This window comes from Streptomyces sp. NPDC058221 (assembly GCF_042882365.1).
Taxonomy (GTDB): domain Bacteria; phylum Actinomycetota; class Actinomycetes; order Streptomycetales; family Streptomycetaceae; genus Streptomyces.
Map to the genome: position 1 here is coordinate 1 of NZ_JBHVWF010000054.1, position 22,866 is coordinate 22,866.

General features: G+C 70.1%; 17 protein-coding genes. 4 read left to right on the top strand and 13 right to left on the bottom strand.

Annotation, left to right across the window (positions count from 1 at the left end):
* Positions 1–141: 141 nt before the first annotated feature.
* A complete protein-coding gene (pulA, locus tag ACFVW8_RS18810; RefSeq protein ID WP_389691369.1) occupies positions 142–2,874 on the bottom strand; it encodes a pullulanase-type alpha-1,6-glucosidase in 2,733 nt (910 codons plus the stop codon).
* A 613-nt stretch (positions 2,875–3,487) separates the two neighbouring features.
* Here pulA and ACFVW8_RS18815 point away from each other — a divergent pair.
* Positions 3,488–4,300, top strand: a complete 813-nt coding sequence (locus tag ACFVW8_RS18815) for a hypothetical protein (protein WP_389691371.1) — start codon at positions 3,488–3,490, stop codon at positions 4,298–4,300.
* 50 nt (positions 4,301–4,350) lie between these two features.
* Here ACFVW8_RS18815 and ACFVW8_RS18820 read toward each other — a convergent pair whose 3' ends face one another.
* The 5 genes from ACFVW8_RS18820 to ACFVW8_RS18840 all read right to left on the bottom strand — a co-directional run bounded on the left by ACFVW8_RS18820 (position 4,351) and on the right by ACFVW8_RS18840 (position 10,361).
* Positions 4,351–5,409, bottom strand: a complete 1,059-nt coding sequence (locus ACFVW8_RS18820; RefSeq protein WP_389691303.1) for a LacI family DNA-binding transcriptional regulator — start codon at positions 5,407–5,409, stop codon at positions 4,351–4,353.
* Positions 5,394–7,070, bottom strand: a complete 1,677-nt coding sequence (locus ACFVW8_RS18825) for a glycoside hydrolase family 13 protein (protein WP_389691305.1) — start codon at positions 7,068–7,070, stop codon at positions 5,394–5,396. Before ACFVW8_RS18825 ends, ACFVW8_RS18820 begins: the two co-directional genes overlap by 16 nt.
* 103 nt (positions 7,071–7,173) lie before the next feature.
* Positions 7,174–8,049 carry a sugar ABC transporter permease gene (locus ACFVW8_RS18830; protein ID WP_389691373.1) on the bottom strand — a complete coding sequence of 292 codons (876 nt, stop codon included), beginning with the start codon at positions 8,047–8,049 and terminating at the stop codon, positions 7,174–7,176.
* Positions 8,043–9,062, bottom strand: a complete 1,020-nt coding sequence (locus ACFVW8_RS18835) for a carbohydrate ABC transporter permease (protein ID WP_389691307.1) — start codon at positions 9,060–9,062, stop codon at positions 8,043–8,045. The genes ACFVW8_RS18830 and ACFVW8_RS18835 overlap by 7 nt, the downstream gene beginning before the upstream one ends.
* Positions 9,063–9,083: 21 nt before the next feature.
* The gene (locus tag ACFVW8_RS18840; protein WP_389691309.1) at positions 9,084–10,361 is read right to left on the bottom strand and encodes an extracellular solute-binding protein; all 1,278 of its coding nucleotides are present in this window, start codon (positions 10,359–10,361) and stop codon (positions 9,084–9,086) included.
* Between the two features lie 369 nt (positions 10,362–10,730).
* On the opposite strand from ACFVW8_RS18840, the gene ACFVW8_RS18845 reads away from it, so the two are divergent.
* The gene (locus tag ACFVW8_RS18845; RefSeq protein WP_389691311.1) at positions 10,731–11,798 is read left to right on the top strand and encodes a LacI family DNA-binding transcriptional regulator; all 1,068 of its coding nucleotides are present in this window, start codon (positions 10,731–10,733) and stop codon (positions 11,796–11,798) included.
* Between the two features lie 138 nt (positions 11,799–11,936).
* On the top strand, positions 11,937–12,833 hold the full coding sequence (locus ACFVW8_RS18850; RefSeq protein ID WP_389691375.1) for a phosphatase PAP2 family protein: 897 nt from the start codon (positions 11,937–11,939) through the stop codon (positions 12,831–12,833).
* A 121-nt stretch (positions 12,834–12,954) separates the two neighbouring features.
* On the opposite strand, the gene ACFVW8_RS18855 is transcribed toward ACFVW8_RS18850, so the two are convergent.
* Positions 12,955–15,951, bottom strand: coding sequence for a bifunctional [glutamine synthetase] adenylyltransferase/[glutamine synthetase]-adenylyl-L-tyrosine phosphorylase (locus ACFVW8_RS18855; protein WP_389691313.1), 2,997 nt, complete (start codon positions 15,949–15,951; stop codon positions 12,955–12,957).
* Between the two features lie 136 nt (positions 15,952–16,087).
* On the opposite strand from ACFVW8_RS18855, the gene ACFVW8_RS18860 reads away from it, so the two are divergent.
* Positions 16,088–16,615: a pyridoxamine 5'-phosphate oxidase family protein gene (locus ACFVW8_RS18860; protein ID WP_389691315.1), complete on the top strand. Its 528-nt coding sequence runs from the start codon at positions 16,088–16,090 to the stop codon at positions 16,613–16,615.
* A gap of 18 nt (positions 16,616–16,633) precedes the next feature.
* Here ACFVW8_RS18860 and ACFVW8_RS18865 read toward each other — a convergent pair whose 3' ends face one another.
* From ACFVW8_RS18865 to ACFVW8_RS18890, 6 genes are all read right to left on the bottom strand, one after another.
* Positions 16,634–17,428 (bottom strand): putative protein N(5)-glutamine methyltransferase, encoded by a 795-nt coding sequence (locus ACFVW8_RS18865; RefSeq protein ID WP_389691317.1) that lies wholly within the window; start codon positions 17,426–17,428, stop codon positions 16,634–16,636.
* A gap of 230 nt (positions 17,429–17,658) precedes the next feature.
* Entirely contained in the window at positions 17,659–17,886 is a 228-nt protein-coding gene (locus ACFVW8_RS18870) for a hypothetical protein (RefSeq protein WP_389691319.1), read from the bottom strand.
* Between the two features lie 97 nt (positions 17,887–17,983).
* Complete coding sequence (locus tag ACFVW8_RS18875) at positions 17,984–19,192, bottom strand: NADH:flavin oxidoreductase (RefSeq protein WP_389691377.1); 1,209 nt, start codon at positions 19,190–19,192, stop codon at positions 17,984–17,986.
* Between the two features lie 249 nt (positions 19,193–19,441).
* Entirely contained in the window at positions 19,442–20,401 is a 960-nt protein-coding gene (locus ACFVW8_RS18880; RefSeq protein ID WP_389691321.1) for a dihydrodipicolinate synthase family protein, read from the bottom strand.
* Between the two features lie 105 nt (positions 20,402–20,506).
* Entirely contained in the window at positions 20,507–21,469 is a 963-nt protein-coding gene (locus ACFVW8_RS18885; RefSeq protein ID WP_389691323.1) for a 2-hydroxyacid dehydrogenase, read from the bottom strand.
* Positions 21,470–21,471: 2 nt separating this feature from the next.
* Positions 21,472–22,791: an MFS transporter gene (locus ACFVW8_RS18890; RefSeq protein ID WP_389691325.1), complete on the bottom strand. Its 1,320-nt coding sequence runs from the start codon at positions 22,789–22,791 to the stop codon at positions 21,472–21,474.
* Positions 22,792–22,866 lie beyond the last annotated feature (75 nt).

Genomic DNA, 22,866 nt, shown 5'->3' on the forward strand with positions numbered 1-22,866 from the left:
GCACCTGCGGGCCGACGGTGCGGCTGCCGGTGCGTGCGGGGGGCGGGGCCGGGGCCCGGCCGGGTGGAGTGGGAGGGCGCGCCCGGGAGTGTGGTGCTGCGGCTCTCCCCGGCGGCTGGCCTCACGGTAGACCCGTTGCGGTCAGCGCAGGGTGAACACCGCCACCGTGCGTCCCGGAACGGTGAAACTTCCCGAACTCCTCTCGTACCTCGATTTCTTGACGGTAAGATCCGCGCCCGCTGCCTGGACGGGGTGCAGGGTGTAGTCCCGGCCCGCCAGGGCGGCGACCTTCTGGGTGGCGGTGCCGGGGGCTGCGTTGAGGACGACCACGAGCCTTCCGAGCCGCATGGTGATCACCCCGGGGGTCTCGTCCGTGCCGGAGAGGGGGAAGGAGAGCGCGGACTGCACCTGCCCGGCGGTGGAGAGGCCGAAGTCCTTCTCGGTGGCGCGGATGGTGAGCAGGTCCTGGTACGCGGCCGAGGCGCCGTTGATCTGCGCGCAGCCGGGGCTGATCGCGGGGTTGGTCAACAGCGGCCCGGCATAGGGCCACTTGGCCTCGTTGTCGGCGGCCGGCGGCAGCCCGCGCCCGAAGCCGTTGCCCGCGCGGCAGTCCCAGTGCAGGGCGTTGAACCAGTCGCCACTGTCGAAGGAGTTGCGGTCAAGCGACTTGGAGCGCAGCAGGTCGGTGCCGGCCTGGGAGAGCGAAGGGCCCTGCGAGAGGGTGGCCGTCGCCATGGCGAGCACCTGCATACGGGCCCGGTCGGCTGCCGATGTGCCCGCCGGAAGCTTGAAGGCGAGGGTGTCGTACAGCGTCTCGTTGTCGTGGGCGTCGGCGTAGGCGAGGGCGTCACCGGGGGCCGCGGCGTATCCGGCCGGGGCTCCGTTGTAGTCGACGTCCGATCCCCTGACCGTCCGGCCCGAGGTGTCGGTGAAGGTGTACCCGGCGAGACTGCCGGTGAGCCCGACCTTGATCAGGTCCTGGTAGTGGAGCAGCCGGGCCTTCTGCTCCGCCTTCGTGCCGTTGTTCGCGGAGGTGTTGGGGTCGGTGTAGAGACCGGTGGCGAAGCCCTGCACGCCGGGGTCCTCGTCGAACGGGGAGCCGCCGCGCACGGCGTCGCGGGCCCGGTCGGAGAAGGTGGCGATGCCGGTGCCGGCCATGTTCTTCTGGGTGGCCTGGACGAAGCGGGCGTCGTCGGCGACCTCACCGAAGTTCCAGCCCTCCCCGTACAGGATGATCTTCTTGCCGTCGACGCCGTCCCTGGCGACGGTCAGGGCGTCGAGGGCCTTGCGGACGGCGAGGATGTTGGCCTTGGGGTGGTGTCCCATCAGGTCGAAGCGGAAGCCGTCGACCTTGTACTCCTTGGCCCAGGTGACGACCGAGTCGACGACGAGCTTGCCCATCATGGTGTTCTCGGTCGCGGTGTCGGCACAGCAGGTGGAGGTGGCGACGGTGCCGTCCTCCAGGAGGCGCTGGTAGTAGCCGGGCACGATCCGGTCGAGTACGGACTTGTCGTCCTGGCCGGCGGCGACGGTGTGGTTGTAGACGACGTCCATGACGGTCCGCAGGCCGGCCCTGCTGAGTCCCTGCACCATCTGCCGGAACTCGACGGTGCGCTTGGTGCCGTCGGGGTCGGAGGCGTAGCTGCCCTCCGGAACGGTGTAGTGCAGCGGGTCGTAGCCCCAGTTGAAGGCGTCCTTCGCGGCGGTCTCGGCCACGCAGGCCTGCTGCTCCTTGGAGTCGGGGGCGTAGACGGACAGATCGCAGGCCGGCTTCTGCTGGTCCTTCTTCTTCTCGGGGATGGTGCCGATGTCGAAGGCGGGCAGCAGGTGCACGTAGCCGGTGCCGGAGTCGGCGAGTTGCCTGAGGTGTTTCATCCCGTCGGAGCGGGTGTCGGTGAAGGCGAGGTACTCACCGGGGTGCTTGGAGGTGGGGTCCGCGATCGAGAAGTCGCGGATCTGGAGCTCCTGGATCTGTGCGTCCCGCAGCGGCACCGCGGCGGGCTTGCGCAGCGTGCTCCAGCCCTTGGGCGCGAGCTTGCGGTCGTCGAGGTCGACCACGAGACTCCGGGCGGAGTCGGTGGTCAGTGCGGTGGAGTAGGGGTCGGTGACCTTGTTGGTGACGAGCTTCTGGACGGTGGGCGCCCAGACGTCCACGACGTACCGGTAGGGCTTGCCGTTCCAGCTCCTGTTCCCGGTGACGGACCACACGCCGGTGCGGTCGTCGCGCCGCATCGGGACGGTACGGCCGCCGAGTTCGAGCGAGACGGTACGGGCGGTGGGCGCCCACACGGACAGGGTGGGCGTGCCGTGCCGGAAGACCGGGCCGAGTGAGGCGCCGCTCGCCTTCTTCCCGTAGAGGTCATCGAGCACGCCGGCGCTCTGCACCCCGGTGGCCGCGAGCAGGGCGCCGTCGGCCCCGCGCTGGGTGGCGATCAGCTGGCCGCGCAGGGCCTTGACGACCCTGCCCCGGTCCCTGGCGTCGACGGTGAACGCCGGATAGTCCTTGAGATGCGGGTACTTCGCCTTCTGCGCGTCGGTCAGCGCGGACGGGCTGAGCCGCAGCCGCCGGCCCTCGCCGGACAGGGCGCCGTCGACGACGGAGACGCCGCCGCTCTCCGCGTAGACGAGCTGCTGGCTGGTGGCCTCGGTGGCCTTCACCTTCCAGACGACGGTGCCGGAGTCGATCCACTGCGCCTCGGACTTGGTGAGGTCGGGGGCCTCGACGGCACCGGCGGCCGGTGCCGTCAGCGTGACCGGGGGCCCGGCGTCCGGCTGTGCGGCGGCGGGCGGGGCGGGCACGAGGGCCGCGCACAGGGCGGCGACGACGACGGCGGGCGCCGCTCTTCGCGCGGGCACGCGCGGGGTCGGACGTATCACTCGGGGTTCTCCTCGAAGGCGTGCGGGTGCGGGGCGGACGGGCACGCGCCTGGGGCGGCGGGGCCCGTGCGAACCCACGAGGGCGGCGGCGCCCGCTGCCCTCAAGGCTCCTGAATGTTCTTGCTGCAAGAATGCAAACCTTGTCGCGGGGCGACCGTACGAGCCCACCAGGTCCCGGTCAACCCTTTGGGCATGACCCGCTCACATCCTGCTCACACCCACGAAATATCAGGAATTCCTGACTGCAAGGTCTTACGCAAGACATTGCAGCCCTGTTACGTTTCTCTCGACTCCGGTCCGGTCGGCCGGGGGTCCCGTCACCCCGGGCCCCACGCGCCCGGCCGGCCGGACCGGTCGCACCGGAGAGGCCCCGAGGCCGCTTCCCCGCCGGCCCACCCCGGGCCGGCCTCGGGGCCTCTCCCGTGCGTGACGGACCGACAGGAACACATCGTTCGAACAGCTCGGACGCGGCCAACTAGACTGATCTCCCATGTGGCCAGGACAGCAGTCGCCCCCCGAACAGCCGAACTCCCAGAACGCGCACACCGGTTCGACTCCCCCGCAGTACGGCCGGCCCGGCCCCGACTGGCACGCCGCACCCACGCTCGGCATGGGCGCCCCGGAACCGCCCCGCCCCCGCTGGAACCGCACCGTGGTCACCGTCGTGGCCGCTTCCGCCGCGGTCGTCGTGGCATGCGCGGTGACCGGCTTCCTGGTGCTCCGCGGCGACGGGGACGACAAGGCCGGTCCGAAGCCCACGGCGACGGGCTCGGCAAGCGCCGACGACAAGGGCCGGTCCGCGACCGAGGGCGGCTCGGGCCCGCTCGTCCCCGGCTGGAACACGGTGGTCAACGCCAAACGCGGCATCACCTTCGACGTGCCCGCCTCCTGGAAGCGGCAGTCCGCAAGCTGGGTCAGCTACGTCGCGGAGGACAACGACCCCCAGGAGAAGCCGCTGGTCGCGATGATGGGCCCGGCGGTCCTGAAGGAGAAGTGGTGCACGTCCGACGACGACAAGGACGGCACCAAGGAGGACACCCCGCTCGCCTCGACGGGCACCACCGGGGAAAAGGGCTCGAAGAACGCCGCCGAGGCCGCCAGGGACACCGCGAAGAACTGGGTCTACGGCGCCTACACCCAGCCCGACCGCAGCCGTCTCACGGTCGGTGAGGCCAAGCCGTACCGGACGAAGTCCGGGGTCGAGGGCCGACTCGTGACCGTCACCTCGTCCGGGTCGGCGAAGAAGGGCAAGTGCGACACCGACGGCAAGGCGGTGACGTTCGCCTTCAAGAACGCGCAGGGCGGATTCGTGTCGTGGACCTACATCGGCGCGCACGGAGTGCCCGCCGAGGTGCCCGACGCCACCATCCGCCGGATCCTCAGCACGGTACGGCTCTTCAAGGAGGGCGACGGGCAGGGCTGAGGGGCGGGGCCGGGACCCCCCTCCGGACCCGGCCCCGCCTCCGCGCCCGTTCAGGCGCCGCGCACCGCCGCCGTCGAGCCCCGTACCACCAGCTCCGGCTGGAACACGTACTCCGTGCGCTGTACGGGGCTTCCGCCGATCTCCTCCAGCAGGGCGCCCACCGCGGCCGCCGCCATCGCCTGCACGGGCTGGCGCACGGTGGTCAGCGGCGGGTCGGTGAACGCGATGAGCTGCGAGTCGTCGAAGCCCACCACGGACACGTCGCGCGGCACATCGAGACCGCGGTCCCGGGCCGCGCGCACCACACCCAGCGCCATCAGGTCGCTGCCGCAGACGATGCCCGTGCACCCCCGGTCGAGCAGTGCACCGGCCGCCACCTGGCCGCCCTCGACGCTGAACAGCGTCGAGCACACCAGGAGTTCGGCATCGGAGCGGTCCAGGCCCAGCAGCGAGACCGCGGCGTCCACGAAGCCGTCCCGCTTGCGGCGGGAGGGCACATAGCGCTGCGGCCCGATCGCCAGTCCGACCTTGCGGTGGCCGAGTTCGGCGAGGTGCCCCACAGCCATCCGCACGGCGGCGGTGTCGTCGGGCGAGACGAACGGGGCGCTGATCCGCTCGTTGTAGCCGTTGATCAGGACGAACGGAACGCCGCGGTCGGTGAGCGCGGCATAGCGCGCCGGGTCGGCCGAGGTGTCCGCGTGCAGTCCGGAGAGGAACACGATGCCGCCGACGCCGCGTTCGACGAGCTGCTCGACGAGTTCGTCCTCGGTGGCGCCGCCGGGCAGCTGGGTGCAGAGCACCGGCGTGTAGCCGTGGCCCGCCAGGACCTGTTCGACGGACTGCGCGAACGCCGGGAAGATCGGGTTGGTGAGCTCCGGCGTCACCAGTCCGATCAGCCCGGCGCTGCGCTGCCGCAGCCGCACCGGACGTTCGTAACCCAGGATGTCGAGCGCCGCGAGCACCCGCTGACGCGTGGTGTCCGCGACCCCCGGCTTGCCGTTGAGCACCCGGCTGACAGTCGCCTCGCTGACCGAGGCCTGCCCGGCGATGTCCGAGAGCCTCAGCGCGCTGCCGGCCCTGGGCGGGGGGACGGTCACACCGTCCACCACACCGTGGTGTCGGCCGGCAGCTCGATCTCGGCGCCGTCGGTGTCGACCGGGGCGCTGGACAGCAGGACGGTGCCACGTACGGGGATGCGGACGGCGGCGCCCGTCGTGTTGACGGTGCAGACGAAGCCGGGGCGGGCGAAGACCAGCAGCCCGTCGGGGGCGTCCAGCCACTCCACCCCGGTACCCGCCCCGAGTCCGGGGTGTACCCGGCGCGCGGCGATCGCGGCCCGGTACAGCTCCAGGGTGGAGCCGGCCTTGCCGCTCTGCGCCTCGATGCTGAGCTCGCCCCAGCCCGCGGGCTGCGGCAGCCAGCTGCCGCCGTCGCCGAAGCCGTACGAACTGCCCTCGCGGGTCCATGGGATCGGCACCCGGCAGCCGTCGCGGAAGCCGTCCTGGCCCTCGGCCCGGAAGAACGACGGGTCCTGGCGTGCCTCGTCCGGCAGGTCGGTGACGTCGGGCAGGCCGAGCTCCTCGCCCTGGTAGACGTAGGCGGAGCCGGGCAGCGCCAGCATCAGCAGGCTGGCCGCGCGGGCCCGTCGCAGACCCAGCTCGCGGTCGCCCGCGGTACGGATCTGGGTGCCGAGGCCGGGCGGGTTGGCGAAGCGGGTGGCGTGCCGGGTGACGTCGTGGTTGGAGAGCACCCAGGTGGTGGGGGCGCCGACCGGGCGCATCGCGTCGAGCGAGGTGTCGATCACCGCGCGCAGTTCGGCGGCGTCCCACGCGGTCGCCAGGTACTGGAAGTTGAAGGCCTGGTGCATCTCGTCGGGGCGCACGTAGTTGGCGGTGCGCTCGACGGTCGGCGTCCAGGCCTCGGCCACGGCAATCCGGTGGCCGGGGTACTCATCCAGGATGGTGCGCCAGCTGCGGTAGATCTCGTGCACACCGTCCTGGTCGAAGAACGGCATGACATCGTTGCCCAGCAGCTTCAGCTGGTCGTGCGTGCCCAGGTCGGGCAGACCCTCGGCCTTGACCAGGCCGTGTGCCACATCGACCCGGAAGCCGTCGACGCCCATGTCGAGCCAGAAGCGCAGGATCGAGCGGAACTCGTCGGCGACGGCCGGGTGTTCCCAGTTGAAGTCGGGCTGCTCGGGCGCGAACAGGTGGAGGTACCAGTCGCCGGGCGTGCCGTCCGGGTCCGTAGTCCGGGTCCAGGCCGGTCCGCCGAAGATGGACTCCCAGTCGTTGGGCGGGAGTTCGCCGTCGGCGCCCTTGCCGGGGCGGAAGTGGTAGCGGTCACGCAGGGCGGAGCCGGGGCCCTCGGCGAGTGCGCGCCTGAACCACTCGTGCTGGTCGGACGAGTGGTTGGGCACCAGGTCGACGATGATCCGCAGGCCCAGGTCATGGGCCTCGCGGATCAGTGCGTCGGCGTCCAGCAGGGTGCCGAACATCGGGTCGATGGCCCGGTAGTCGGCGACGTCGTACCCGGCGTCGGCCTGCGGGGAGGAATAGAAGGGGCTGAGCCACACGGCGTCGACGCCGAGGCCCTTGAGGTACGGGAGCCGGGCGGTGACGCCTGCGAGATCGCCCATGCCGTCGCCGTTGCCGTCGGCGAAACTGCGCGGATAGACCTGGTAGATCACCGCGTCCTGCCACCAGCCGGTGCGGTGGCCCGGGGCGTCGTCGGACGTGCCGGAGGAGGGGGCAGCGAGGTGCTGGGTCATGTCGTCCCTGGGGTGTCTGGGTGGGGAGTGGCGCCGGGACCGGGTCGGGATGCCGGCGCCACCGTGACTGGTGCGTGCGGGTCGTGCTGCTGCCGCGGGGACGTCAGCCCTTGACGGCTCCGGCGGACATGCCGGTGACGAGGTGCTTCTGCGCGAACAGGAAGACCAGGGCCGCGGGTATCGCGATGAGCACGGACGCGGCGGTCATCGGTCCCCACTGGGCCCCGTACTGGTTGACGAACAGCTGGAGTCCGCCCGCGAGCGTGAGGTTGTCCTCGCCGACCATGAAGGCGGAGGCGTACGCCACTTCACCCCAGGCGGTGATGAAGGAGTAGAACGCGGTGACGGCGAGACCGGGCTTGGCCAGCGGCAGGATGAGCCGCCAGAACGTGCCGAACGGGGTGAGTCCGTCGACCTGACCCGACTCGTCGATCTCGCGCGGGATGGTGTCGAAGAAGCCCTTCATCATCCAGGCGCAGAACGGCACCGAGATGGTGAGGTAGGTGATGACCAGTCCGGCGGGCTTATTGAGCAGCCCCATGCCCGCCATGATGTTGTAGATCGGCACGATGAGGACGGCGACCGGGAACATCTGGGTGATCAGCAGCGTCCACATCAGTCCGCGCTTGCCGGGGAAACGGAAGCGGCTGACGGCGTAGCCGGTGGAGGCCGAGATGATGACGCCCAGGAGCGTGGTGAGCCCCGCGACGAGCAGTGAATTACCGAACCAGGTCAGGAACTTCGTGTTCTGGATCAGGTTCGTGTAGTTCTGGGTCGTCGTCTCTTTGAAGAAGTCCGTGGTGGTGGCGAATTCGGCCGGCTTCAGCGAGGTGAGCAGCACCCAGAGCACGGGGAAGACGGCGATCACGGACGCGACGATCAGCGTCAGGTGCAGTGCGGTGGAGGCCAGTGGTGAACGCTCGCCGCGCAGCCGGGACTTGGGCGCGGAGGGGCGCGCCGTGGGGATGGTGGTCACCAGTCATCTCCCTGGGTGCGCAGGACCCGCCGGTACACGGCGGCGAAGATCAGCAGGAGTACGAGGATCAGCACGCCCCAGGTGGAGGACTGCGCGAAGTCGCGCGGGCTGATCTCGAAGGAGAACTTGTACGCCTGGGTGACCAGGATCTGGGTGGCGTCGCCGGGTCCGCCGCGGGTCAGCAGGAAGATCACCGGGAACATGTTGAAGGTCCAGATGGTGGAGAGCAGGATCACCGTCGTGGAGACGGGGCGCAGTCCGGGCAGCGTGATGTGGCGGAAGCGCTGCCAGGCGGTGGCGCCGTCCATCTCGGCGGCCTCGTAGTGCTCGCTGGGGATGGACTGGAGGCCGCCGAGGAGGGCGACCATCATGAACGGCACACCGAGCCAGACGTTGACGGCGATGACGGAGAACTTCGCCCAGGTGGGGTCGTTCAGCCACGGTATGCCGTCGATCCCGCCGCCGGAGAGGAGCTTGTTGAGCAGCCCGCGGTCCTCGTTGTAGAGGAAGCGCCAGGCGAAGACGGAGACGAAGCCGGGGATGGCCCAGGGCAGGATGAGCGCCATCCGGTACGCGGAACGGCCGGCGATCCTGCGGTTCAGGATGTTGGCGAGGGCCATGCCGAGGCCGAAGGTGATGGCCACACAGGAGACCGTCCACACCAGGGTCCAGCCGAGCGTGCCGAGGAACTGGTCGCCGGTGAGGGCGTCGGTGTAGTTGTCCAGGCCCACGAACTTGTACGTGGCGGGCAGGTGGTTGACACCGATGGACCGTTCGACGTTGCGCTCGTTGGCGTCGGTGAGCGACAGGTAGATGCCGCGGACCAGCGGATACCCGATGATCACGCCGATCACGACGACGACCGGGGCGACCATGGTCCAGGCGTACCAGTGCGTCGACAGAGCCCGCCGGAGCCTGCCCGGGGGCGGTGGGTTACCAGTACCGCGGCTCCGGCCGCGGGTGACGGTGTCGTCGCCCGCGGCCTTCGCCACCGACTGGCTGGTGTGGACAGCCATCAGCCGGCCTGCCTTCCTGAGTTACTTCCAGCCCTTGAGGAGCTTGCGGTAGGAGTCGCCGGTCGTGTCGACGGCCTTCTCCGGCGTGGTCTGTCCGGTGAGGACCTTGGTGTACTCGGTGACGAGCGGCGCGAAGAGGCTGCCGGTCTCCGGGATCCAGGGGCGCTCGACGGCGCTCTCGACGACGGGCTTGAAGAAGCCGACGATCTCGTTGTCGACAACGCTCTCCTGCGCATAGGCCGAGGTGCGGGTCGGCAGGAGGTTGAGCTCCTTGGTGACCTGGGCCTGGGTCTTGACGGAGGTCATGTAGTCGACGAAGGCGTAGGAGGCGTCGAGGTTCTTGGAGCCGGCGTAGACGGCCAGGTTGTGACCGCCCTGCGGGGCGCCCTGCGCGGCGGAGCCGGCCGGCACCGGGGCGACGCCCAGGTTGGCCTTGTCCTTGAACTCCTTGCCGGCGTAGGTGTCGGCGACGGCCCACGGGCCGTTGATCATCATCGCGACCTTGCCGTCCTTGAAGGACGACTGCATGTTCTCCCAGCCGTCCGTCGCGTCGGTCTTCGCCGCACCGGAGTCGACCAGGTCCTTGACGACCTTCATCGCCTTGACGCCGGCCGGGTTGTCGATGGTGACGGACTTGCTGGAGGCGTCGACCATGTCGCCGCCCTCGCCGTAGAGGAAGGAGAGGAACCAGTACGCGTCGTCGCCGCGCAGGTAGAGGCCGGTCTTGCCGGTCTTGGACTTGATCTTCTTGGAGGCGGCCTTGAGTCCGTCGACGGTCTGGGGGACCTCGACACCGGCCTCCTTGAAGATCTTCTTGTTGTAGAAGATGCCCAGGGAGTCGATGACCTGCGGTACCGCGTACGTCTTGCCGTTGTACTTGGTGGACGCCGCGGCCTGCTTCAGGAAGTCGTCCGTCTTCTGCAGGGCGGGGGTGCTGTCCAACGGGGCAAGGTAGCCGAGGTCCGCGAACTCCGGCGTCCAGGCGACCTCGGAGCGGATCACGTCGGGGGCGCCCGAGCCGGACTGCGCGGCGTTCTTGAACTTGTTCTGCGCGTCACCGAAGGGGACGTTGACGTACTTGACGTCGACCTTCGGGTGCTCCTTCTCGAAGCCCTCGGCGATCTTCTTGAAGACCTTGTCCTCGCTGCCCGCGGTGGAGGTGTCCCACCACGTCACGGTGCCCGAGAGCTCGCCCGAGCTCTTGGAGGTGCCGTCGGAACTGCTGTCGTCGCTGCCGCAGGCGGTCGCCGCGAGCGCCAGGGCCGCGACCAGGGCGGTGGCCGTTATGCCACGTCGCATCTGAACTCCTTCAACTGCCGTACCGCTCCGTCGCGGCGCCGGGTCGACGTGAACGTAACAAGGATGAAAGAAGGCCGAAAGAGTTTGCGGAAGATTTCTGCAAGCTCCATTGATCGTTACATTCGCGTGTCCTCACGGTTGCCGACAAGCCCCTTGACGCACACCCCCGATCCCTGACAGGGGCGGGTCACCACCCACGATTTCGCAGTGCGACGATCTGACTGCAGCCCGGGGGCCGTCCTCGCAAGACCTTGCAAGATATTGCTGAGGTACCTCTGGAACGGCCCCGCCGACCGGCCACGCCGCCCACTGCGTCCGATTCCTGCGCATGGTGGGCAATCCGACCCACTCCCGGTACAGTCCAGTCCCATGACCGCACGGCTTGCCGATATCGCAACTCAGGCGGGGGTCAGCGAAGCGACGGTCAGCCGTGTACTGAACGGCAAGCCCGGGGTAGCCGCTGCCACCCGCGAATCCGTCCTTGCCGCGCTCGACGTCCTCGGCTACGAGCGGCCGGTACGGCTGCGCAGGCGCAGCGCGGGTCTGGTCGGGCTGATCACGCCCGAGCTGGAGAACCCCATCTTCCCGGCGCTCGCCCAGGTCATCGGACAGGCACTGACCCGGCAGGGATACACACCGGTGCTGGCGACCCAGACCCCCGGCGGCTCCACCGAGGACGAACTCACCGAGATGCTGGTCGACCGGGGCGTCTCGGGGATCATCTTCGTCTCCGGACTGCACGCCGACACCTCGGCCGATATGCAGCGCTACGAGCAACTTCGCGCCCAGGGAGTCCCCTTCGTACTGGTAAACGGTTTCTCGCCCAAGGTGCAGGCGCCGTTCATCTCACCGGACGACCGGGCGGCGATGCGGCTGGCGGTGACGCATCTGGTGTCGCTGGGCCACACCAGGATCGGACTCGCGGTCGGCCCCAAGCGGTTCGTCCCCGTGGTCCGCAAGATCGAGGGCTTCCACGCCACGATGCGGGAGCAGTTGAAGCTCACCTCGGACGAGGTGGAGGAGCTGATCCAGCACTCCCTGTACACGCTGGAGGGCGGCCAGGCGGCCGCATCGGCGCTGATGGAGCGGGGCTGCACAGCGGTGGTGTGCGCGAGCGACATGATGGCGCTGGGCGCGATCCGGGCCGCCCGCAGGCTCTCCAGGGACGTACCGCGCGATCTGTCGGTGGTCGGTTACGACGACTCCCCGCTCATAGCGTTCACCGATCCGCCGCTGACCACGATCCGGCAGCCGGTGACGGCGATGGGCCAGGCCGCTGTGCGTACCCTCCTGGAGGAGATCGGCGGCACACCCGCCCCGCACAGCGAGTTCGTCTTCATGCCGGAACTCGTCGTGCGCGGCTCGACAGCCGCGGGACCCGGCCAGGACGCGGCCTCTGCCGCCCCGCCCGTCCAAGGATCCCACGCGCAGCGGTAGTCCGCAGGACGTGCAGGCCGCTCCCGACCGGAGGATCATCGGGCGGAAGGGGCAAATCTGGCAGACTCTGTGCCTATGGGTGAATTGAGCGTGAAACCACACGACGAAGGCCGCACGGAGGCCACCCCGTCACCCATCGTGAACGAGGCGGCTCCCGAGGCGAACACGAAGCAGGACGGCAGCGCGCACCGCATGGGCAGACTGCTCAACCGCGGTCTGGCGGGACTGCGCGGTCCACGGTCCCCCCGAAGGCCACGCCTCTGGTTCGAAATCCTGCTGATCGCGGTCAGTTACTGGCTGTACTCGCTGGTGCGCAACGCTGTTCCCGAGCAGAAGGCGGCCGCCCTGGCCAACGCCGACTGGCTCTGGTCGGTCGAGCGCTTCATGGGCATCGCGGTCGAGCAGTCGGTCAACCACGCGGTCAACTCGGTGACATGGCTGATCGTGACGATGAACTACTACTACGCGACCCTGCACTTCGTCGTCACCATCGGTGTGCTCGTATGGCTGTTCCGCCGCCACCCCGGGCGCTACGCGGCAGCCCGGCTGGCTCTGTTCGCGACCACGGCGGCCGCGCTGGTCGGCTACTACCTCTACCCGTTGGCGCCGCCGCGGCTGATGAACGGCAGCAGTTTCATCGACACCGTCCTGGTTCACCAGACCTGGGGTTCGATGGCGTCGGGCAATTTCAAGAACATGTCGAACCAGTACGCGGCGATGCCGTCGATGCACATCGGCTGGTCGCTGTGGTGCGGCCTGACCGTCTTCGCGCTGGCCTCCGCGCCCTGGGCCCGCATCCTGGGGCTGCTCTACCCCACGGTCACCCTGATGGTGATCGTGTCGACCGCGAACCACTTCTGGCTGGACGCGGTGGGCGGCATGGCGTGCCTGGCCTTCGGCTACGCGGTGTCGTACGCGTGGTACGGAGCGCTGCCGCACCATCTGCCGAAACGGATCCCTCCGAAGACCGCCGGCCGGGCCCGGCTGTCCGCGCTCTCGGTGCACCGGGCGAAAACCGCGGCGGGCCGGAACTGACGACGGCCCGGGGCCGCCGGATCAGACGCGGGCACGCTCGGGTTTCGGGGCTCCGCCCCGGACCCCGCTCCTCAATCGCCGGAGGGGCTTGAGTTGCCCGGAGCGGCTGAGTTGCCTGGAATCACATCGCCGCCCCGTAGAACCGCTCGTCCACCACCGCCCGGGCCCGCCGCGTAATCCGCCGGTAGTCGTCCAACATGTCCCCGACATGCCCGGGCTCGTACCCCAGATACCGTCCCACCGCGGTCAGCTCCCGGGGGTTGGACGGGAACGTGTCGCCGGGCCTCCCCCGTACCAGCATCACCGCGTTGCGGACCCGCGTCGCCAGCACCCACGCCTCGTCCAGCGTCTGCGCGTCCTCGCAGGGGATCAGCTCCGCCGCACACGCTGCGGCCAGCGCCTCACGGGTCCGGGTGGTCCGCAGCCCCGGCTCTGCCCAGCCGTGCTGCATCTGCAGCAGCTGGACCGTCCACTCGACGTCGCTCAGCCCTCCCCGGCCCAGCTTGGTGTGCAGCGTCGAGTCCGCCCCGCGCGGCATCCGTTCGGACTCCATCCGGGCCTTCAGCCGCCGGATCTCGCGGACCGCGTCCTCGCCCAGCCCCTCGACCGGGTACCGCAGCGGGTCGATCAGCCCGATGAAGTCGCGGCCCAGGTCCATGTCCCCCGCCATCGGCTCGGCGCGCAGCAGGGCCTGGCTCTCCCAGACCAGCGACCAGCGCCGGTAGTACGCCTCGTACGACTTCAGCGTGCGTACCAGCGGCCCGCTCTTGCCCTCGGGGCGCAGATCCGCGTCGATGATCAGCGGCGGGTCCGCGGTGGGCAGCTGCAGCAGCCTGCGCATCTCGGAGACCACCCGGTTCGCGGCCCGGGACGCCTCCTGCTCGTCGACGCCTTCACGCGGCGCGTGGACGAACAGGACGTCCGCGTCGGATCCGTAGCCGAGCTCGTGTCCGCCGAAGCGGCCCATGCCGATCACGGCGAACCGGGTGGGCAGCGTGTCGCCCCACTCCGCGCGCACGGCGGCCCGCAGCGCCCCGGCGATCGTGACGGCGTTCAGATCGGTGACCGCGCTGCCGACCCGGTCGACGAGCGCGCCCGGGTCCGGTTCGGCGGGGCTCTCCTCGGTGCCGTAGGAGCCGATGAGATCCGCGGACGTCGTCCGGAACAGTTCGCGCCGCCGCACCGCGCGCACCACCGCGACGGCCGACTCGGCGTCCGCCGCCCGCCCCACAGCGGCCAGCACCTCCTGTTCCAGGTGGTCCCGGCTGCGTGGCTTGAGCCCTTGCGGATCGCCGAGGATCGCCACCGCCTCGGGGGCGCGCAGCAGCAGATCGGGGGCGAGCCGGCCGGCCGACAGCACCCGGGCGAGATTCTCCGCCGCCGCGCCCTCGTCCCGCAGCAGCCGCAGGTACCACGGGGTCTTGCCGAGCGCGTCGGACACCTTGCGGAATCCGAGCAGTCCGGCGTCCGGGTCGGCGGAGTCCGCGAACCAGCCGAGCAGCACCGGCAGCAGGGTGCGCTGGATGGCCGCCTTGCGCGAGACACCGGACGACAGCGCCTCCAGATGCCGCAGGGCCGCCGCCGGGTCCTCGTAGCCGAGGGCTTCGAGCCGGTGCGCGGCGGCCTTGGTGCTGAGCCGGGACTCACCGGGTGCGAGCTGGGCGACGGCGTCGAGCAGCGGCCGGTAGAACAGCTTCTCGTGCAGCCGCCGCACCACGGCGGCGTGCCGCTTCCAGGCCTGGTTGAGCTCGGCGATGGGGTCCGTGCGCAGACCCAGGGAGCGGCCGAGCCGGCGCAGATCCGGTTCGTCCTCGGGGACCAGGTGGGTGCGGCGCAGCCGGTAGAGCTGGATGCGGTGCTCCATGGCGCGCAGGAAGCGGTAGGCGTCGTCCAGCTGCGCGGCGTCCACCCGGCCCACGTAACCGCCCCGGGCGAGCGCGCCCAGGGCGTCCAGGGTCGAGCCGCTGCGCAGGGTGACGTCGTTGCGGCCGTGCACGAGCTGGAGCAGCTGCACGGCGAATTCGACGTCCCGCAGTCCGCCGGGCCCGAGCTTGATCTCGCGGTCGACCCGGTCGACGGGGATCGTGTCGATGACGCGGCGGCGCATCTTCTGCACGTCGGGTACGAAGTTCTCCCGGTCGGCTGCCTGCCAGACGAGCGGCGAGACGGCCTCGACGTACTCGGCGCCCAGCAGGGGGTCGCCGGCCACCGGCCGGGCCTTGAGGAGCGCCTGGAACTCCCAGGTCTTGGCCCAGCGCTGGTAGTAGGCGAGGTGTGAGGACAGGGTGCGGACCAGGGGCCCGTTGCGCCCCTCCGGGCGCAGGTTGGCGTCGACGGGCCAGATGGTGCCCTCGGCGGTCGTGTCGGAGCAGATCCGCATCATGTGCGCGGCCAGCCGGGTGGCCGCCGGGACGGCGTCGCTCTCGTCGGCGCCGTCGGCGGGTTCCGCCACGAAGATGACGTCGACGTCCGAGACGTAGTTCAGTTCGTGGCCGCCGCACTTGCCCATCGCGATGACCGCGAGCCGGGACAGCGCGGCGTCGGCGGGCGCGGACGTCCGGGCGATGGCGAGCGCGGCCCGCAGGGTCGCCGTGGCGAGGTCGGCCAGTTCGGCGGCGGTCTCGGCGACATCCGTCGTGCCGCACACGTCCCGGGCCGCTATCGACAGCAGACACCGGCGGTAGGCGACGCGCAGCGCGTCCGGATCGTCGGCCCCGGAGAGCTCCTGCTCGAATTCGGCCACGCCCGGGTGCAGATCGCTGGCCTCGTACGTGACGAGGGCCTGCCAGTCGCGCGGGTGGCGGGCCAGGTGGTCGCCGAGCGCCTCGGACGCCCCGAGCACCCCGAGCAGCCGGTCGCGCAGGGGCTTGGCAGTGACGAGTGTGTCCAGCAGGATCTGCCGCTCGTCCGCCTCCTCGGCCTCCACGAGCCGTACGACCCCGCGCAGCGCGAGATCGGGGTCGGCGGTGGCGCCGAGCGCTTCGAGGAGGACGGGGTCGGAGCGTACGGAGGACAGGTCCGGCAGGTCGAGCAGCCGTTCGGCGGCGGACGGGTCGGTGAATCCATGCCGCAGCAGTCGGGTGAACGTACTGCTCCTGCGCCCCGGCAACGTCGTCATTCCGCGCTCTCCTGCTCGCCGCCCGATCACCTTCCAGCATGACGAGCCTAGTCGCGCACCGATGAATACGGAGCGGGCGCGGAGTCCGCACTTCACAGGCACGATCTCTTCGAGGACCCGACCGGAAGGCCCCACCATGCCCGCAGACGATCCGAACACCGGACAGCACGGCGCACTGGATGCCCGCTACAGCAGCGCGGACGCCGAGGCCCGCCCCTGGGCCGACGCGGCGAAGGCACTGACGGAGGCCGAGCTGTACTGGCTGACGACGGTCCGGCCGGACGGCCGCCCGCACGTCACCCCGCTGATCGGCCTCTGGTGGCAGGGCGCGCTGCACTTCTGCACCGGTGCCGAGGAACGCAAGGCCCGCAATCTGGCGGCCAATGCCGAAGTGGTCCTCACGACCGGCACCAACACCTGGGCGGAGGGCTTCGACGTGGTGGTGGAGGGCCGGGCGGACCGGGTGACGGACGGAAGCCTGCTGACCGGCCTCGCCGCGGCCTGGGAGGAGAAGTGCGGGCCGGTCTGGCACTTCGACGTGGGCGACGGCGTGTTCGTCGGCGCCCAGGGCAACCGGGCCGAGGTCTTCGCCGTGCGTCCGCGTACGGTCTTCGGCTTCGGCAAGGGCGATCCGTTCACCCAGACCCGGTGGCGCCTCGGCTGACAGGCCCCCGCCCGCCCCTCAGGGGGCGGCGGGCATGGTGCCGATCACGACGGTGGCGTACAGCTCGTCGGAGGAGACCACCCGCGGGATCAGCCCGCTGCCGCCGATGGTCTCCTCGGCACGGGCAGCCTGGCGTTCGCTCGTCTCGACCAGCAGGCTGCCGCCCGGTGCCAGCCACTGCGGCGCCTCGGCGGCCACCCGGCGCATGACGTCGAGCCCGTCACCGCCGCCGTCCAGCGCCACCAGCGGCTCGTGCACGCGCGCCTCCGCGGGGAGCAGCGCGACATCCTCCGTCGGTACGTAGGGCACGTTGGCGAGCAGGACGTCGACGCGCCCGCGCAGCGAGCCGGGCAGCGGTGCGAAGAGGTCGCCCTCGTAGACCCGGCCCAGCTCGCCGATGTTGCGCCGGGCGCAGCGCACGGCGGCGGGTTCGACGTCACAGGCGTGGAGCTCGACCCCGTCCAGGGCGGCGGCGAGGGCGGCGCCGAGCGCGCCCGTACCGCAGCAGAGGTCGACCACGACGGCCGGGCCGGGGGCGAGTTCCACGGCCTGCCGGATCAGGAACTCCGTGCGGCGGCGGGGGACGAAGACCCCGGGGTCCACGGCGATCCGCAGCCCGCTGAACTGGGCCCAGCCGAGTACGTGTTCCAGCGGGAGTCCGGCGACGCGGCGCTCCACCATGGCGGTGAGTGCGGCCGGGTCGTCGGCGGTGGAGGTGATGAGTGCCGCCTCGTCCTCGGCGAACACGCAGCCGGCGGTGCGGAGCGTGGTGACGAGCGAGGAGAGGGCGAGCGGTGACAGCGGGACCGGCATGGAGCGGAGCCTTTCGGGATGACGCCGATGGATGCTCCGCGGTCGGATACGTCTGTTACGTCCGGTCGACCACGTGGTGACAAGGGGTGAGCACCCAGCCTGATACAGCGGTAATGGGTCCCACCTCCTTGAGTACGTCCCGTGGGGACTTGAGTACGTCCCCGTGCGGGGAGCGTCACCTTACCCCAGCGGGGCTCCGGGGGCTCCGGCGTCTCCCGTCCCGCCGGGAGTCAGCGCTTGCGGGGCCGCCAGTCGTTTCCGCCGTCGATGAAGCGGTTGTGGACGGCGTTCGACGTGTTGGCGGCCCGGATGTGCCGCATCTCGGCGCTGTGGTGCCGCTCGATCTGCTGGCCGTCGAAGTTGTCCGTACGGGACCGCCGTTCCTTCAGCATCAGCCTCACGACGAGGAGGGCGGTCAGCGCGAACAGCACGCCGAGGAGCATCAGGATCTCAGCCATGGTCCCCCTGTCCGCTACGCCGTGGCTGCCGCTGCCATTATCGCCGACAGAGCAGCGGCGGGCACCCCGATTCCCGGTCGGCCCTCGCCCGGCACCGTCACCGTTCGCGGATCAGCGGGCAGTGCGTCCCCGTGTAGATCGTGGGCATGCAGCGGTTGCAGTGGATGCACTCCGAGCGGGTGGCGGTGTCGCGCCGGATGCGGTGCAGCAGGTCGGGCTCGCGCAGCAGGGCGCGGGCCATGGCGACGAACTCGAAGCCCTCGGCCATGGCCCGGTCCATGCCCTGCCGGTCGGTGATCCCGCCGAGGAGGATCAGCGGCAGACGCAGTGCCGTGCGGAACTGCCGGGCGGCGTCCAGCAGATACAGCGGCTGATACGGGTAGGTGCGGAAGAACGCGCGGCCGGCCGCCCTGATCGCCAGGCGTTGCGGAAGCGGGAAGTTCGCGGCGAACTCGGCGACGGGGGCGTCGCCGCGGAAGAGGTACATGGGGTTCAGCAGGGAGCTGCCCGCCGTCAGTTCGAGGGCGTCGACGCTGCCGTCCGCCTCCAGCCAGCTCGCGACCTGGAGGCTGTCGTCCAGGGTGAGTCCGCCGGGTGCGCCGTCCTTCATGTTCAGCTTGGCGGTGATGGCCAGACGGTCGCCCAGTGCGTCGCGCACCGCCCGGGCGATGCCCAGCGCCACGGATGCGCGGGCGCTCAGGGAGCCGCCGAAGGCGTCCGTGCGGCGGTTCAGCCGGGGGCTGAGGAAGGCGCTGGCCAGGTAGTTGTGGCCGAGGTGGATCTCCACGGCGTCGAAGCCGGCCTCGGCCGCCAGTAACGCCGCCCGGGCGTGGTTCTCGGTGACGCGGGCGATGTCCTCGGCGGTGGCCGCCCTGTTGCGGCGCATGCTGAGCGCGTTGAAGCCGGCCATGGGCGCGAGGGAGGGCACGCCGTTGGAGCGGCCGTCGGCGACCGGCCCGGCATGGCCCAGCTGGGCGCAGACCGCGGCGCCGGTGTCGTGCACCGCATCCGTCAGCCTGCGCAGCCCGGGCACGGCATCGGGCCGCATCCACAGCTGGCGGCGCTCGGTACGGCCCTCCGGGGACACCGCGCAGTAGGCCACGGTGGTCATCGCGACGCCGCCCGCAGCCGGGCGCCGGTGGTAGTCGATGAGTTCGTCGGTGACCAGCGCCTCCGGGGTGACGCCCTCGAAGGTAGCGGCCTTGATCACCCGGTTGCGCAGCCTCAGTGGCCCCAGCCGGGCGGGCCCCAGCACATCTGGCGCGCCCTGGGCAGCGCCCCTCGTTGCTCCCGATTCGTCCGGCATGGCGCGCAGCATCGCAGAGAACTGACGAATAGTCAGCAGCGCTGCGGTCACGGATCGCGCCCCTGCCCGCAGGTGGTCACCGATGACTCCGGGACGGCTGTGGACGTCAGGGGGTCACTTCCGGCCCGGTCGTGGCCGACGACGTACCGCCGACCGGTCCGGTGACCGGCGGCAGGGCGACCGCGCGGCGGTGGTGACCCCACCACCGCCTCTGCGACCGGCCCCACCCCGGCGGAACCGCTTGTTCCGCTATCGCGCGGGGAGGAGGCCGACGTCACGCAGCCGCCGGGACACCCGCGAGAGCGCGGCTTCGCCCAGCTGAACCTGGGGGAAAGCGGTATCACCGCAGTCGATGACCCCCAGTTGCCGCAACGCGCCCTTGAACGAGCCCAGGGCCGAGGAGCTGCGGCCCATCTCCGCTTCCGGCCCGACATCGGTGATGCCGAAGAGCCGCACAAGACGCTCCTGCTCCTTCGCCGCCAGCTCCCAGTCTCCAGCACGTGCCGCCCCGTAGAGGCGGACATAGGCCGCCGGGTCCACGTTGCCCAGGCCGGGAACAAAGCCGTCGGCTCCGGCCAACAGGGCTGCGTCCACAGTCAGTTCGGAACCCGTGAGAACACTGAAACCGGCGGCCGGGCCGGAGGCGCGTCCTTCCCGGCCGCCGAGGTCCACGATCAGACGGCGCAATCCGCCCTCGTCGCCGCTGCTGTCCTTCAGTCCGGCGAGCGTTCCGTCCTCCGCGAGCTCCCGCACCAGACCGGGCGAGAGCTTGGTGTGGACGGAGACCGGCAGGTCGTAGGCGAACAGCGGCAGGTCCACACACTCCCGGACGCGCCGGAAGTGCCGGGCGATCTCGACCGGGTGGGTGCGGGTGTAGAACGGCGCGGTGGCCACGAGTCCGTCCGCTCCGAGTTCAGCGGCGGCGCGGGCGTGGTCGACGACCCGCTGCGTGGTCGTGTCGATCACCCCGGCGAGCACCGGCACCCGGCCGGCGGCGGTACGCACGACCGTTTCCAGGACGGTGGTGCGCTGCGTGTCGGTCAGGTAGGCGACCTCGCTGGTCGAGCCCAGCGCGAAGAGACCGTGTACGCCTCCGGCGATGAGATGTTCGACCAGACGTGCGAGTGACGGTGTATCGATGTCGCCGGCACTGTTCAGCGGAGTGCAGACGGGCGGTATGACCCCGCGAAGGGGGGCGGCCAAGGTCATGAATTTCTCCTGTGTAGTACTGCGAAGCGATGAGGGGCGCGACTCGGGACGGCTTCCGTCCTGTCGCGAGACTGCGGAACCTGCAGCCTGCGGGGAGGGCCCGGGTCAGGCCCCGCGCGCGGTCCTGAGGCCCGCGGCCCCGTTGCGACGGGCCTGTTCGATGTTCGCCAGTGCCGCGCGGAAGCAACGGACGACCGTGTCACGCGTCTGAGCGGCGGAGTGCGGGGTGGCAGTGACGTTGGGCGCCGTGAGAAGCGGGTCCGAGGGGCTCACCGGCTCCGTGGCCCAGACATCGATGCCGGCGGCGCCGAGGTGCCCGTCCTCCAGGTGCCGGCGTACCGCTGTTTCGTCGATGACGCCCGAACGGGAGACGCTCACCAGTACCGACCCCGGCTTCATCGAGGCCAGTTCCTCGTGCGAGATCAGCATGGCGGTCTGTTCGGTGAGCGGCACGTGCACGCTGACGACATCAGCCCGCGTCAACAGCTCCCGGAGCGGTGTGTAGACGGCTCCGGTCTCGGATTCCACGTGCGAGGGAGCACGGATGACATCGAAGTACCGGACGTTCATGCCGAAAGCCTGGGCCCGTCGGGCGACCTCGCGTCCGATGCTGCCGAAACCGATGATGCCGAAGGTCTTGCCGTGCAGTTCGAACGTTGACGAAAGCTGCTCGTTGGGCGCCCAGCGGCCATCGACCATATTGGTGTGCAGAGCGCACAGATGGCGTGCTGACGCGAGAGCGAGAAGCATCGTGTGTTCGGCTACAGCGATGGAGTTCAGCGCGGGAAGATTGGCGACCTCGATGCCGAGTTCCCGCGCGGTCTCCACGTCCACGCCATCGAGTCCCGCACCCAGCCGCTGCACCAGCCTGAGTTGCGGTGCCGACCTCAGATAGTCCGCCCGGACACCCCCGGCGCCGTTCAGTATGTACGCGGACCTTCCGAGGTCTTCCGCGGTGGGGGTCCCGTTGTCGGGGACCAGCAACTCGAACCCGTCGGGGATCTCGCCGCGGAGAATCTCAAGGACGCCCTCGTCCTTTTCACCGATCCAGAGAATTGTTTCCGACATGGTTATTCCTTCTTCTGGAGAGGTGCGACTCGCGCCGCGGGAATGCTGGGACCCGAGGAGGAACGTACGAACAGGACGAGCACGGCGGATACAGCCGCGACGCCCGCCAGCGCCCAGAGCGAGCCCGTGACGGACCCGGTGACGTCGAGCAGGTAGCCGAAGAGGGTGGGGCCGACGAAACCTCCCAGCGCGGCCACGGAGTTGATGAAGGCGAGTCCGCCCGCTCCGGCTGACGTAGTCCCGAGACTCAACGAGACAAGCGACCAGAACGCGGACATCGTCCCGTAGCCGAAGAAGGCCAGGCAGAGGGCGATCAAGCCGATCACCGGGTTGACGACCGCACCGATTCCGAGCCCCAGCGCGATGCACAGGCAGCCGATCAGAACGTGCAGCTGATGCCGTCCGCGCCGGTCCGAGGAGCGTCCGAGAACAAACAGCCCGACGATCTGGAAGGCGTACGGAGTGACGGACAGGGTCGTCACCTGGAAGGTGGACAGGTCACCGATCCTTTTCGTCACCGACGGAAGCCAGAAGATCAGGCCGGCATTGGTGATCTGCATACAGGCGTAGACACCGGCGAGGAGCAGCACCTTCGGTTCGCGCAGGGTCTGGAACAGGCTCTGCCGGTGCGGCTCTTCCGCGTCCCTGTCGTTCTCGATACGCGTGGTGAGTTCCGCACGCTCGGCAGGCGTGAGCCATTTCGCGTCCGCCGGCCGGTCAGTGAGGACGAACCAGGCCGCGATACCGACGATGACAGTGGCCGCACCCTCGAACAGAAACAGCCACTGCCAGCCATGGAGACCCGCGGAACCCTCGAGTTCGAGAAGCAGCCCCGAGAACGGACCGGCCAGCAGGTATGCGGCCGGTCCGGCCGCACTGAGAAGTGCCAGCGCTTTTCCGCGCTCACGTCCGGGCAGCCACAGAGCGATGTAGTAGACGGCCCCGGGGAAGAATCCCGCCTCGGCCACACCGAGAAGGAACCTCATGGCATAGAACGTGTACTCGTTCTGTACGAGCGTCATGAGGACGGTGACGACTCCCCAGGACACCATGATCCTCGCCAGCCACCGCCTGGCCCCCACCTTGTGGAGGATGAGGTTGCTCGGCACTTCGAAGATGAAGTAGCCGATGAAGAAGATGCCGGCTCCGAGACCGAAGGCCGCATGGCTCAGCCCGAGATCGGCAGAGAGGCTCTCCTGCGCGAAGGCGAGGTTCCCTCGGTCAAACTGGTTGAGAAGGTACATCAAGGCGACGAACAACATCAGCCGTACCGTCACCTTCGCGGTGACGCTGCGATCACGTATCGCACTGTCCCTGGGCATCGTGTGGGGGCTCCCTTGCCTACTGCCGGGTGCCTCGGCATCACCGAGTCCAGTTATGTAAGCATCTTTTATAGC

Bases quoted from the DNA above. Each gene is read 5' to 3' on its own strand.
- ACFVW8_RS18835 (WP_389691307.1), bottom strand. From the start codon at position 9,062: ATGGCTGTCCACACCAGCCAGTCGGTGGCGAAGGCCGCGGGCGACGAC.
- ACFVW8_RS18825 (WP_389691305.1), bottom strand. From the start codon at position 7,070: ATGACCCAGCACCTCGCTGCCCCCTCCTCCGGCACGTCCGACGACGCC.
- ACFVW8_RS18860 (WP_389691315.1), top strand. From the start codon at position 16,088: ATGCCCGCAGACGATCCGAACACCGGACAGCACGGCGCACTGGATGCC.
- ACFVW8_RS18845 (WP_389691311.1), top strand. From the start codon at position 10,731: ATGACCGCACGGCTTGCCGATATCGCAACTCAGGCGGGGGTCAGCGAA.
- ACFVW8_RS18880 (WP_389691321.1), bottom strand. From the start codon at position 20,401: ATGACCTTGGCCGCCCCCCTTCGCGGGGTCATACCGCCCGTCTGCACT.
- ACFVW8_RS18840 (WP_389691309.1), bottom strand. From the start codon at position 10,361: ATGCGACGTGGCATAACGGCCACCGCCCTGGTCGCGGCCCTGGCGCTC.
- ACFVW8_RS18885 (WP_389691323.1), bottom strand. From the start codon at position 21,469: ATGTCGGAAACAATTCTCTGGATCGGTGAAAAGGACGAGGGCGTCCTT.
- ACFVW8_RS18865 (WP_389691317.1), bottom strand. From the start codon at position 17,428: ATGCCGGTCCCGCTGTCACCGCTCGCCCTCTCCTCGCTCGTCACCACG.
- ACFVW8_RS18855 (WP_389691313.1), bottom strand. From the start codon at position 15,951: ATGACGACGTTGCCGGGGCGCAGGAGCAGTACGTTCACCCGACTGCTG.
- ACFVW8_RS18870 (WP_389691319.1), bottom strand. From the start codon at position 17,886: ATGGCTGAGATCCTGATGCTCCTCGGCGTGCTGTTCGCGCTGACCGCC.
- ACFVW8_RS18815 (WP_389691371.1), top strand. From the start codon at position 3,488: ATGGGCGCCCCGGAACCGCCCCGCCCCCGCTGGAACCGCACCGTGGTC.
- ACFVW8_RS18875 (WP_389691377.1), bottom strand. From the start codon at position 19,192: ATGCCGGACGAATCGGGAGCAACGAGGGGCGCTGCCCAGGGCGCGCCA.
- ACFVW8_RS18890 (WP_389691325.1), bottom strand. From the start codon at position 22,791: ATGCCCAGGGACAGTGCGATACGTGATCGCAGCGTCACCGCGAAGGTG.